At 69.9% G+C, this 12,447-nt stretch carries 10 protein-coding genes; 5 read left to right on the top strand and 5 right to left on the bottom strand.

From position 1 onward, the window contains the following. Positions 1 to 12 precede the first annotated feature (12 nt). Positions 13 to 828 (bottom strand): putative protein N(5)-glutamine methyltransferase, encoded by an 816-nt coding sequence (locus OG302_RS34875; RefSeq protein WP_371530396.1) that lies wholly within the window; start codon positions 826 to 828, stop codon positions 13 to 15. A gap of 304 nt (positions 829 to 1,132) precedes the next feature. Here OG302_RS34875 and OG302_RS34870 point away from each other — a divergent pair, with 304 nt between their 5' ends. After that, entirely contained in the window at positions 1,133 to 1,561 is a 429-nt protein-coding gene (locus OG302_RS34870) for an SRPBCC family protein (RefSeq protein WP_371530395.1), read from the top strand. Between the two features lie 106 nt (positions 1,562 to 1,667). Here OG302_RS34870 and OG302_RS34865 read toward each other — a convergent pair whose 3' ends face one another. After that, positions 1,668 to 2,288 carry a PadR family transcriptional regulator gene (locus tag OG302_RS34865; RefSeq protein WP_160503658.1) on the bottom strand — a complete coding sequence of 207 codons (621 nt, stop codon included), beginning with the start codon at positions 2,286 to 2,288 and terminating at the stop codon, positions 1,668 to 1,670. A 234-nt stretch (positions 2,289 to 2,522) separates the two neighbouring features. Here OG302_RS34865 and OG302_RS34860 point away from each other — a divergent pair, with 234 nt between their 5' ends. Further along, on the top strand, positions 2,523 to 3,344 hold the full coding sequence (locus OG302_RS34860) for a PhzF family phenazine biosynthesis protein (RefSeq protein ID WP_371530394.1): 822 nt from the start codon (positions 2,523 to 2,525) through the stop codon (positions 3,342 to 3,344). Between the two features lie 101 nt (positions 3,345 to 3,445). Here OG302_RS34860 and OG302_RS34855 read toward each other — a convergent pair whose 3' ends face one another. Then, on the bottom strand, positions 3,446 to 4,246 hold the full coding sequence (locus OG302_RS34855; protein WP_371530393.1) for a CPBP family intramembrane glutamic endopeptidase: 801 nt from the start codon (positions 4,244 to 4,246) through the stop codon (positions 3,446 to 3,448). 166 nt (positions 4,247 to 4,412) lie between these two features. Here OG302_RS34855 and OG302_RS34850 point away from each other — a divergent pair, with 166 nt between their 5' ends. Further along, positions 4,413 to 6,185 (top strand): substrate-binding and VWA domain-containing protein, encoded by a 1,773-nt coding sequence (locus OG302_RS34850; RefSeq protein WP_371530392.1) that lies wholly within the window; start codon positions 4,413 to 4,415, stop codon positions 6,183 to 6,185. Between the two features lie 18 nt (positions 6,186 to 6,203). Here the strand turns inward: OG302_RS34850 and OG302_RS34845 are convergent, their stop codons facing one another. Next, the gene (locus tag OG302_RS34845; protein ID WP_371530391.1) at positions 6,204 to 7,721 is read right to left on the bottom strand and encodes a glutamate--cysteine ligase; all 1,518 of its coding nucleotides are present in this window, start codon (positions 7,719 to 7,721) and stop codon (positions 6,204 to 6,206) included. 483 nt (positions 7,722 to 8,204) lie between these two features. Here OG302_RS34845 and OG302_RS34840 point away from each other — a divergent pair, with 483 nt between their 5' ends. Both OG302_RS34840 and OG302_RS34835 read left to right on the top strand, forming a co-directional pair. After that, positions 8,205 to 8,789 carry a hypothetical protein gene (locus OG302_RS34840; RefSeq protein ID WP_371530390.1) on the top strand — a complete coding sequence of 195 codons (585 nt, stop codon included), beginning with the start codon at positions 8,205 to 8,207 and terminating at the stop codon, positions 8,787 to 8,789. A gap of 305 nt (positions 8,790 to 9,094) precedes the next feature. After that, positions 9,095 to 9,301, top strand: coding sequence for a DUF5999 family protein (locus OG302_RS34835; protein ID WP_361843540.1), 207 nt, complete (start codon positions 9,095 to 9,097; stop codon positions 9,299 to 9,301). An 89-nt stretch (positions 9,302 to 9,390) separates the two neighbouring features. Here the strand turns inward: OG302_RS34835 and gcvP are convergent, their stop codons facing one another. Next, positions 9,391 to 12,276, bottom strand: coding sequence for an aminomethyl-transferring glycine dehydrogenase (gcvP, locus tag OG302_RS34830; RefSeq protein WP_371530389.1), 2,886 nt, complete (start codon positions 12,274 to 12,276; stop codon positions 9,391 to 9,393). Between the last annotated feature and the right edge of the window lie 171 nt (positions 12,277 to 12,447).

Here is a 12,447-nt window from a genome sequence, read left to right as displayed (position 1 = left end):
GTCATGCCTGGCCTAAGCGGGCCGCGTCCCGATGACGACCGTCGCGTACATCTCCTCGTCGCCCACCGACCGCGGCACGAGACCGCCCCCGGCGACCGCTTTCAGCGCGTACGGCACCTGTCGCTCGCTCGTCTCGAACAGCAGCCGGCCGCCGGGCGCCAGCCAGTGCGCCGCGTCCGCGGTCACCCGCCGCAGAACGTCCAGGCCGTCCGCTCCGCCGTCGAGCGCCACGCGCGCCTCATGGACGCGGGCTTCCGGCGGCAGCAGACCGACCTCTTCGGTCGGTACGTAGGGGACGTTCGCCAGCAGTACGTCGACGCGGCCCCGGAGTGCGTCCGGCAACGGCTCGTAGAGATCGCCCTCGTACACCCGTCCCCCCGCATCGGCGACGTTGCGCCGCGCACACCGCACGGCGGCGGGGTCGATGTCGGCGGCGTACAGCTCGACCCGGCCGACCGCGGCGCCGAGCGCGGCCCCGAGAGCGCCCGATCCGCAGCACAGGTCGACGACGACGGCACCGGGCGGGGCGAGGGCGGCGGCCTGCCGCACGAGGAACTCGGTACGCCGCCGGGGCACGAAGACGCCCACGTCCACGGCGATCCGAAGCCCGCGGAACTCCGCCCACCCCAGGACGTGTTCGAGCGGCTGACCGGTGACGCGCCGCTCCACCATGGAGGCGAGTTCGGCGGGGTCACGCGCGGCGCCGACGAGCAGCGCCGCCTCGTCCTCGGCGAAGACGCAGCCGGCGGCGCGCAGCCTGGTGACGACGGCGGAAGGGGTGAGGGACGTCATGGACGGTGACGCGGGTGACGAAGGTGAAGCCGACATGAGAAGAGAAACCTTTCGGGACGCCCGTGGGGCTCCCTCGGTCACCTATGCCGGGTGAACCGCGCGGTCGCGAAGGGGGAGCACCCGACCTGCTGCTGCGGTAATGGGTCTCACCTCCTGAGTCCGTCTTCCCGCGTGCGTCGCGGGGGAGGGCCACAGTACCCGACCCGGTTCCGGGCAGCATCGCCGGAGCGGCAATGGCATCTGACGGTTCATCAGTATTGAATGTTGAAGGCCCTGCGGCTACGTTCCGCGACACCGCAGCTGCGCCCCGCCGCAGCGCCCGAAGAAAAGGGGTCGTCGCATGGCCGAAGTCAGCGCGGAAGCACGGATCGAGGCGCCCGCCGAGAAGGTCTGGGCCCAGCTCACCGACTTCTCCTCGTACGGCGAGTGGAACGCCACGCACACCAGTTTCCCGAACGGCGCCCCCACCACACTGGAGACGGGCGGCACGTTCGCGGAGAACATGAAGCTGATGGGCTTCCCCGCCGAGGTCAGCTGGACGATCGAGGAGCTGGAGAGCGAGCGCACCCTGGCCATCAGGGGCAAGGGGCCGATGGGCGTGACGGTCGGCACCCGCTACAGCCTCTACCCTGACGGCGACGCGACGAACGTACGCATAGACGGGGAGTTCACGGGCGCGGCGGTCTCCTTGATGGCGGGCAAGCTGAAGGACTCGGCGACGGCCGCGCTCAACGAGTCGCTGCGGAAGCTGTCGGGCCTGGTGACCTGAACGAACCTCCCCGCTCCCCCACTTCCCCCTGACACGAAGAGGCGCCCCACACAGGAAGTGCGGGGCGCCTCAACGGCGATGGGGGTCAGCAACAACCCCCACCACCTCAGTCCTCATCGGCGAGGATCAGATACAGCTTCTTACGGGCGTCGTTGATGACCGTGAGAGCCTTCTCGCGCTGTTCCTTGCTGCCGGTCTTCCAGACCTGGCCGAATGCCTCCATCAGACCGAAACCGGCCTGCCGGATCTCGCTCAGCGCCTCCCAGTCGACCCCGCGCCCGGCCTCTTCCCAAGGCGCGTCGGGACCTTCGTCGGCCGCGGTGCGACCGGCGTCGGTGAGCGAGAAGAGCTTCTTGCCGCCCTCGCTCGCGCTGCTGATCAGGCCCTCGTCCTCCAGGAGCTGGAGGGTCGGGTACACCGAACCGGGGCTGGGCTTCCACGCCCCGCCGCTGCGCTCGGCGATCTCCTGGATCATCTCGTAGCCGTGCATCGGCCGGTCCTTCAGGAGAGCAAGGATCGACGCGCGTACGTCACCGCGCCTCGCCCTGCCTCGCGGACCGCCCCTGCCGCCACGACCGCCCCAGGGGCCGCCGGGCCCACCGGGGCCGCCGAAGCCGGGCCCGAAGGGGCCGAACGCCGCGCGCCGCCCCTCGAAGCCGCCCCGGCCTTCATGCCCGGGGCCACACTTTCCACGTCCGTGTTCGTGCTCATATCCATGGGAACGCATAACAATCACTCCTCTTGTACGTGATGCACATGTCGTTGTTGGTGATCTATCGCGCCATCGTTGATCTGTCGCGATGCCTCAACGATATATCGCAACAGTTCGCCTGACAACCCCCGACTTCCGTGGCTCGCCAGGGCCCCCATCCCGACCGGTCCACCCGCGTCGTCCCGACCGGGCCACTCACCCCGAATTGGCCTTGTTCGCTTCCCCCATTGGCCCGCTAGCGTCGTCGACATGCCGACTTCTCACCGCATTCGCATCGTCGACGCCTTCACCGACCGCCCCTTCTCGGGCAACCCCGCAGGAGTCCTCCTCCTCGACGCCTTCCCCGACGACGCCTGGCTCCAGAGCGTGGCCGCGGAGGTCAACCACGCCGAGACCGCCTTCGCCCACCGCCTCCCCGCGGGCGGCGAAGCCGACTGGGCGCTGCGGTGGTTCACGCCCGCCACCGAGGTCGACCTCTGCGGCCACGCCACGCTCGCCACGGCCCACGTCCTCCAGGTCACCGGCTCCGCCGAAGGCCCCGTACGGTTCGCCACCCGCAGCGGCGTCCTGACCACGACCGCCCACGCCGACGGCACCGTCACGATGGACTTCCCGACCGCCCCGCTCACCCCGGCCGCGACACCCGACGGCCTGGCACAAGCGCTCGGCGCCCAGCCGCTCGCGGTGCATGACGCCGGGACGAACCTCGGCGACCTGCTGGTCGAGTTCGCCGACGAGAAGACGGTGCGCTCCCTCGCCCCGGACCACACGGCCCTCACCCAGCACTCCGAGCGCGGCATCATCGCCACCGCACCCGCCGAAGACCCCGCCCGCGGCTACGACTTCGTCTCCCGGTGCTTCTTCCCGCGCCTCGGCATCGACGAGGACCCGGTGACCGGCAGCGCCCACACGGCCCTGGCCCCCTTCTGGTCCCATCGCCTGGGCCGCCCGGAGCTCACCGGCCTGCAGGCATCGGCCCGCAGCGGCCTCGTCCGCACGGAACTGCGCGGCGACCGCACCCTCCTGACGGGCCGCGCGGTCACCGTCATCGAGGGCGACCTGTACGCCTGAAGACCAGACAAGGCTGTGGGGACGTTCGACGTCCCAGCCGTCGTACGTCCCCACCGAACCGTCCGCACGCAGAACCGCCCACGCACAGCACTGCCCGCCGCCTAAGGCGTGGGCAGCCACCCCACCTTCCCCGCAAGCAACGCGTACCCGACGAACGCGCCGATATCCAGCAGCGAATGGGCCACCACCAGCGGCCCGACCCGCCCCCACCGCCGGTACAGGAGCACGAAGACCACGCCCATCGCCATGTTCCCGATGAACCCGCCGATGCCCTGGTAGAGGTGGTACGAGCCGCGCAGCACCGAGCTCCCGGCCAGCGCGGCCATCGGCGTCCACCCCAACTGGCCGAATCTGCGCAGCAGATAGCCGACGACGATCACTTCCTCGAGCACCGCGTTCTGCACCGCGGACAGCACGAGCACCGGGAACTTCCACCACACGTCGGGCAGATCCTCCGGCACCACCGTCAGGTTGAACCCCAGCCCCCGCGCCGCCAGATAGAAGGCGATCCCGGTGCTGCCGATCACCGCGGCGACCTCCGCCCCGCGCCCCAGGTCCGGCCACGGCCGGCTCCGGTCGAAGCCGATCGAACGCAGCCCCGCGCCCTCCCGGATCAGGAAGTGCGCGACCAGGGCCACCGGCACCAACGCGGTCGTGATCCCGAACAATTGCCACGCGAGATCAAGCCATGGCCGCCCCGGAGCGGCCGACGCGTTCATGGTCGCCGCCTGATCCTTCAGACCACCCGGTTTGGTGACCGATCCGACAAAGCTGATCAGCGCGGACACACCGCTCGCGCCCAGTGAGAGCGCCAGGACGAGCAGCGTCTCGTCCCGGAGGATCCGTCGCGATGGCCCCTCACCCCGAAAAGAACCGGCCAACGGCCCGGACTCCGCTTGCACTCCGCCTCCAGTTGAGTAATCCCGCCTCATCCCCATCCCCGTCCCGCTAGGGTCTCGAAAGAAGTTACGAAGATCGTGCGCGACAGGCCGAGGGGGACGGACGCCGATTGCGGTCAGGCCACCCCCTCTTTCCTTGCTTCATCACTCAAGGAGGGGCACCACCGCCATGGGACGTCACAGCTTGCCCGATGAGTACGGGACGGACGCACCCGACCCTCGGCCACGTACCCGCGGCCGCACCGTGGCCATCGCGACGGCACTCGTCCTGACGGTCGCCGCGGGAACGGCGGTCGCGGTCCGCAGCGACCTGCTGAGCTTCGGCGGTTCGTGCCGCGACGACACGGTGGAGCTGAACCTCGTCGCCGCCCCCGGCATCGCCCCCGCCCTGCGCGAGGCGGCCGACGACGCGCGCGAGAAGGAGGTCACGTCCGACGGGGCGTGCATCGACGTCCGGGTCTCGGCCCGTGATTCGTACAAGGTCGCCGACGAGCTGCGCACGGGCAAGGGCAAGCCCGGCTACGACGTGTGGGTGCCGGACTCCGAGCTGTGGCTGCAGCGCGTGGGCCTGGGCGGCAGGCAGAACAGGGTGTCACCCGCGGGGAACATAGCCTCATCCCCGGTTGGCATGGCCATGGTCCCCTCCGCCGCCGAGACCCTGGGCTGGCCCGAGAAGACATACGACTGGCCGAAGTTGACCGGCGCGGCGATGAAGGGCGACAAGCTGCGGCTCGGCGCCGCCGATCCCGCGCGCAGCGCGACCGGCCTGCTGGCGCTCGCGAAGCTGAGCGCGTCGGCGAAGAAGTCGGGCGGCAAGGACGGCGACACCCAGGCCGCCGCGCTGGCCAAGGCGTTGTCCGCACGCACGTCCGACAGCGACAGCCAGCTCCTCGACACCCTGGCCCGCGATTCCTCCGGGACCGAACAGGGCAACCCGCGCCGCAACCAGGCGCTCATCCTCTCCGAGCAGGCCGCGTTCGAGCACAACGCGTCGGCGGGCGAGGAGAACAGCCTGGACATGTTCTATCCGAAGGACGGCTCGCCGCGTCTCGACTATCCGTACACGCTGGTCCAGGAGGACGAGCTGTCCACGGACCAGAGCCGGGCCGCCCTGCGTTTCATGACCCTGTTCAGCGACGCCGGGGGCCGCGCGATCCTGGAGAAGCACGGCTTCAGGACCGGCAGCGAGGACCCGTCGGAGAAACTCGTCACGGCAGCGGGCGGCCGCACACCCCAGCCGTACGGCGCCGAGGCGAGCGATCCGCCCTCCGAGAAGGAGCTCCAGGAGACGCTCGGCATGTGGACGATCACCGTCCAGAGCGCCCGGATCAGCACGGTCGTCGATGTCTCGGACTCCATGGGCCAGTTCGTGCCGGGCCGCAACCAGTCCCGGATGGAGGTCACCAAGTCCTCGCTCCTGCAGGCGCTCGCCGGGTTCACCGACGAGGACGAGATCGGTCTCTGGGAGTTCGCCACGCTCCTGGACGGCGAGCGCGACTACCGCAAGCTCGTGCCGACCCAGCGGCTCGGCGACCGCAAGGGCGACGGCACCCAGCGGGACAAGGTCGCGGAGGCCTTCAGCGGGCTCGCGCCCATCCCGGGCGGCGCGACCGGCCTGTACGACACCACGCTCGCCGCGTACAAGGAAGCCACATCCACCTACGCGCGCGGCAAGTTCAACGCGCTCGTGGTGCTCACGGACGGCGCGAACCAGGACCCCGGCTCCCTCTCGCGCAGCAACCTCGTCTCGCAGCTGGAGAACCTCTCCGACCCCAAGCATCCGGTGCCGCTCATCGCCATCGCGGTCGGCCCGGACGCGGACAAGGAGGAGGTCGTGCAGATCGCGGAGGCGACCGGCGGATCGGGCCACCAGGTCGACGACCCGGCGCAGATCCACGCGGTCATCCTCAAGGCCATCATGGAGGCGGGCAGCCACGGCTGAGCCCGCCGGCCGTGCGCCTCAGCTCAGGGCCGCGGGTTCGGGAAGGCCGACCGGCCAGGTGTGCACCGGCTCCCCCGCGTGCATCAGCTCGGCGTAGCGCCGTGTGGTCGCGGCGAGCGCGGCCTCACGTTCGAGCCCGCTCTCCAGGGCCTGGTGGTAGGTGGCCGCCTGCCAGGACGCCCCGTTCACCCGGCGCCTGCACCGCTCCTCGATGACGCCGAGGTAGAAGTCCCGGTCGGCCGCCTCGACACCCCACGCGTCGAGCCCGGCCGCGGCCAGCGGCAGCAGTTCATCGCGTACGAGAGCGACCGCGGGCACCTCCACGATCCCGCCCGACCGGCCGCGCCGCGGCCACCGCAGCCGGGCCTCGATGCCGTCTCGGCACGCGGTGTCGAAGTTGCGGGCCGCGGTGTCGAAGGGCAGCCGGGTCCACACGGGCCGGGGCTCCTCGGCGAGGGCGCGTACGACGCCGTAGTAGAAGGCGGCGTTGGCGATGACATCGGTGACGGTGGGGCCCGCGGGCAGGACGCGGTTCTCCACCCTCAGGTGCGGAACACCGCCCGCGATGCCGTACACGGGACGGTTCCAGCGGTACACGGTGCCGTTGTGCAGGACGAGTTCGCCGAGCTGCGGCACGCGGCCGTCGTCGAGCACCTCCAGCGGCTCCTCGTCGTCCATGAGGGGAAGCAGCGCGGGAAAGTACCGCAGGTTCTCCTCGAAGAGCTCGTACGCGTCGCTGATCCAGCGCTCGCCGAACCAGGTCCGCGGCCGCACGCCCTGGGCCTGGAGTTCGGGCGGGCGGGTGTCGGTGGACTGCAGGAAGAGCGGCGGCCGCGACTCGCGCCACAGCTCACGCCCGAAGAGGAACGGCGCGTTGGCGCCGACGGCGACCTGCGCCGCGGCGACGGCCTGGGCCGCGTTCCACACGTCGGCGAACCTGTCCGGCGTGACCTGGAGGTGCAACTGCACCGAGGTGCACGCCGCTTCGGGCGCGATCGAGGCGGAGGTGCAGGTGAGCCGCTCCACGCCCTGGATGTCCAGGACGAACTCCTCGCCGCGGGCGGCCACGATCTGGTCGTTGAGGAGCGCGTAGCGGTCGACGTCGGAGAGGTTTCCCGAGACCAGGTCGTGGTGCGCGAGTGTCGGCAGAATGCCGATCATCACGATGCCGGCGTTCACCTCGTTCGCTTTCCGGTGGGCATAGGCGAGACCGGTGCGCAGCTCCTCGGCGAGACGGTCGAGAACACGTCCGCCCAATCGGTGCGGTGCGATATTGACTTCAAGATTGAACATTCCGAGTTCCGTCTGGAAGTCCCGGCTCGCGATCCGTTCGAGAACTTCCGCATTCAGCATTCGCGGCATGCCGTCGGGTCCCGCGAGATTCAGTTCGATCTCCACGCCCATCAGGTTCTTCGGACGATCGAACCGCTCCTCGTCCAACAGCCTCCGCAGCCCCGCCAGACACTCTTTGAGCTTGGTCCGGTACCGGTTCCGCTCGGCCAGGTCAAACGTTCCTGCTACGACCTTCTCCCCCATCGAAGCGTCCCCTCCTCTGATGGGCAGCCAATGATCCGGCCGCTGTGTCTCGGTGGATGATGCCCTGCAATGTGATCGATAACGCCCCGCACATGCCCCCGGCCCAGTAGGCTCTTTGCCAAGTCCGGGCGGCACATTCACCAGGCATGAGGTTCGCCGGGGAATCTTCGCACCGGCGCCTGGTGAAAAACACCGACGAGAATCGGCCGACCGCTTCCGCGAAGGGAGCCGAGGTCAAACGTCCGGGCCCATCAGGAATCGGGTTAAAGCCCGCAAAATGGCGACCGAATAACGCCTTGCAGGCAATATAGGGTGCGGTTAGACGAAACACTGCCTGAACACGTGTCGTATAAACTCCGCGAACGAGGCAGAGAGTTGGCGCTCGCGGTCCCTTGCCCCCGCCCCTCTGCCCCCGGAGCAGACAGCGACGTCCGCACCTGTCCTCGTTCCACCGTGCCTGTCGAATGAGAGAGGCGACCCACCATGCCGCTGCAAGTCCCCCCGGCTCCCGCGCCCGCCCTGCGCAGCGTCCTCGCGGCACTCGGTTCACCCACCGCCGTACGCGAAGCCCGCACTCCGTCCCTGCGCGCAGCACAGGGACCCACGAGCCCCGAACTCCCTTTGCCCGTGCACGTGCTTGACCGGCTCAGCCCGTCGGGCGCCTCACCCACCCGGCTCGCCGGGTGGCGCTTCCTGATCCGCGCCGGCGAGCGAGCCGTCGCCGCGGCGGACACGATGCTGACGCCCGACGGATGGACCTTCTCGCACTTCTTCGAAGGTCCGTACATAGCGTCCACCGAGCGCGCCCTCCGTCAGGCCGAAGCGATGCCGATGCCATACCAGCCGCGACTGTTGTCCGTACCCGAGCTTTACATGCTGACACTCTGGTTGCACGGCGACTGCACCGCGGACGGCGCGAGCGGCCATCTCGCGCCCTCCGACGTCCTCGTGCCCCTGGCGCCCGCGCCCCCGGGCATCGCGGCGCACCGTCCGCACCGCGCCACGGAGCTCCTGGAGATGCTCACCCACCGCATGACCCCGGCGCCGCTGCTCGGCTCACCCGCCTGACCTCGCCATACGTCCCCGTGCCCCGCCGCCTCATCGGCCGCGGGGCTCGGCGCGTCATGGGCCCATACGGACTAGCCCGGTATGACCACCCCGAACCACCCGAAGAGACACTGCAGTTGGGCTGAACCGTCCGGGCGGGTGATACGTCATTAAGCAGTAAGGAGCGCTGCCGCTAAATCCCTGCGGATTGACGTCCGTAGGGCAACACTGGGACCGGACCAACTACACGGGGGGCGGTCATGAACACCGCATCGAGCCGCAAGGCAGACGTCACAGCCATCACACCGCAGCGAAAGAACCCTTCCATGTGCCAGCACCAACCACCGTGCCCGACAGCCGACTCCGCCGACCGGGAAGCCGCGCTCCTCATGGCGAGCCACCCGGAGCAGGGCTGGAGCCTGCTGTGCAACGGCGTCCTCCTCTTCGAGGACACCGGTGAGTTGCTGCCGGACGGCCAGATCATCGCGCCGCATCGACCGCTGGGCACGGACAAGATCATGACGGCCGCCTGACGCGAGGGCAGCACGGCACGGACAACAAAGGGGCCGACCCGGAGAGACAGAACTCCGGACCGGCCCCCGCGCATGTCCGGGACCCGATATCAGTCCTCGTACGCATCCAGCGGCGGGCAGGAGCAGACCAGGTTCCGGTCGCCGTACGCCTGGTCGACGCGGCGCACCGGCGGCCAGTACTTGTCCGCGGGCACGACACCGCCCGGGAAGACGGCCTCCTCACGGCTGTAGGCGTGCTCCCAGTCGCCGCCGAGCGCGGCCGCGGTGTGCGGGGCGTTGCGCAGCGGGTTGTCCTCGGCGGGCCACTCGCCGCCGACCTTCTCGATCTCCGCGCGAATGCCGATCATCGCCTCGCAGAACCGGTCGATCTCGACCAGGTCCTCGCTCTCGGTCGGCTCGATCATCAGCGTCCCCGCGACCGGGAACGACATGGTCGGCGCGTGGAAGCCGTAGTCGATGAGCCGCTTGGCGATGTCGTCGACGCTGACACCGGTCGCCTTGCTGATCGGCCGCAGATCGATGATGCACTCGTGCGCGACGAGCCCGCCGGGACCGGTGTAGAGCACCGGGAAGTGCGGCTCCAGGCGCTTGGCGATGTAGTTCGCGGAGAGCACGGCGACCTGCGTGGCGCGCTTGAGGCCCTCGCCGCCCATGAGGCGTACGTACGCCCAGGAGATCGGCAGGATTCCGGCCGAGCCCCACGGCGCGGCGGAGATCGGGCCGACGCCCGTCTCGGGGCCCGCGGCAGGCTGCAGCGGGTGGTTGGGCAGGTACGGCGCGAGGTGCTCGCGCACACCGACCGGACCGACGCCGGGGCCACCGCCGCCGTGCGGGATGCAGAAGGTCTTGTGCAGGTTCAGGTGCGAGACGTCGCCGCCGAACTTGCCGGGCTGGGCGAGGCCCACCAGGGCGTTGAGGTTCGCCCCGTCGACGTACACCTGACCGCCCGCCTCGTGCACCTGGGCGCAGATGTCGGCGACGTGCTCCTCGAACACACCGTGCGTGGACGGATAGGTGATCATAAGCACGGACAGCTCGTCGCGGTGCTTCTCGATCTTGGCGCGCAGGTCCTCGACGTCGATCTCGCCGTCGTCGCTGGTCTTCACGACGACGACCTTCATGCCGGCCATCACGGCGCTCGCGGCGTTGGTGCCGTGCGCGGAGGAGGGGATGAGGCAGACGGTGCGCTGGTCGTCGCCGTTGGCGCGGTGGTAGCCGCGCACGGCCAGCAGTCCGGCCAGCTCGCCCTGCGAACCGGCGTTCGGCTGCAGCGAGACCTTGTCGTAGCCGGTGACCTCGGCGAGCCGCTCCTCCAGCTCACGGATGAGCGTCAGATAGCCCTGCGCCTGCTGGGCGGGGGCGAAGGGGTGCAGCTGCCCGAACTCGGGCCAGGTGACCGGCTCCATCTCCGTGGTCGCGTTGAGCTTCATCGTGCAGGAGCCCAGCGGGATCATGCCGCGGTCGAGCGCGTAGTCACGGTCGGCCAGCTTGCGCAGGTAGCGCAGCATCGCGGTCTCGGAGCGGTACTGGTGGAAGACGGGGTGCGTCAGGTACTCGTCGTCACGCAGCAGCCCCGCCGGGAGCGTGTCCGCGGTCTCCGCGTCGAGCGCCTCGATGTCGGCCTCGACCCCGAAAGCGCCCCAGATAGCGGTCAGTTGCTTGCGCGTGGTGGTCTCGTCGCAGGCCAGGGAGACGTGGTCGGCGTCGATCTGGTGGATGTTGACGCCACCCTCACGGGCCGCGGCGACGAGCTCGTCGGCCCTGCCGGGCACCCGCACGGTCAGCGTGTCGAAGTACGCGCCGTGCACGACCTCTACCCCGCCGGCGGTGAGCCCCGCGGCCAGCACGGTCGCGTAGCGGTGGGTACGCCGCGCGATGGACCTCAGGCCCTCGGGTCCGTGGTAGACCGCGTACATTCCGGCCATCACGGCGAGCAGCACCTGAGCGGTACAGATGTTGCTGGTGGCCTTCTCGCGGCGGATGTGCTGCTCACGGGTCTGCAGCGCGAGCCGGTAGGCCTTGTTGCCGTCCGCGTCCACGGAGACACCGACGAGCCGCCCCGGCAGGCTGCGCGCGAACTTCTCGCGCACCGCCATATAACCGGCGTGCGGGCCGCCGAAGCCCATCGGGACGCCGAAGCGCTGCGTCGTTCCGACGGCGATGTCGGCGCCGAGCTCACCGGGCGAGGTGAGCAGCGTCAGGGCCAGCAGGTCGGCGGCGACGGAGACTATGGCACCGATCTCGTGCGCCTGCTCGATGAGGGGCTTGATGTCGCGTACGGCACCGGAGGCGCCGGGGTACTGGATCAGTACGCCGACGACGCCGCGCTCGGCGACCTCGGCCGGGATGCCCTCGCTCAGATCGGCGACGACGACCTCGACACCGGTCGGCTCGGCGCGGGTCTGGATGACGGCGATGGTCTGCGGCAGCGCGTCGGCGTCGACGAGGAAGACACCGTTCTTGACCTTGCCCATGCGGCGCGAGAGCGCCATGGCCTCGGCGGCCGCGGTCCCCTCGTCGAGCAGGGAGGCACCGGAGGTGGGCAGCCCGGTCAGCTCGGCGACGACGGTCTGGAAGTTGAGCAGCGCCTCGAGGCGCCCCTGCGAGATCTCGGGCTGGTACGGCGTGTAAGCGGTGTACCACGCCGGGTTCTCCATGACGTTCCGCAAGATCACCGGCGGAGTGAACGTCCCGTAGTAACCGAGCCCGATCATGGAATCAAGAACCTGGTTACGGTCCGCGAGGGAGCGCAGCTCGGCCAGGACCTCGGCCTCGGTGCGCGCTCCCGGCAGGTTCAGCGCCTCGGCGTTCTTGATCACATCCGGCACGGCTGCGGCGGTCAGCTCGTCGAGCGAGCCGTATCCGACCTGCGCGAGCATCTTGGCCCGTGCTTCGGCGTCGGGACCGATGTGCCGCTGCTCGAAGGGAATGCCCTGTTCGAGCTGGGAGAGCGGGATGCGAGGGGTGGCGGTCATTGCGGAGGCCTCCTGGTCTGACGCGACCTGCGAGGGGCACCACGGCACGGGTACCCGGACGGCCTCCCCCTCTGTCATCTCAACCTGAGAGCTTCACCGGCCCGCGCCCCAGGAGAGGCGTAGTACCGGCTTTCACCGTCGGTGAGGAAGGGATTCGAACGTGCCCGCCCG

The organism is Streptomyces sp. NBC_01283, assembly GCF_041435335.1.
Taxonomy (GTDB): domain Bacteria; phylum Actinomycetota; class Actinomycetes; order Streptomycetales; family Streptomycetaceae; genus Streptomyces.
Note: the sequence above shows the minus strand (reverse complement) of the source record. Positions and strands in the feature narration are given on the sequence as shown.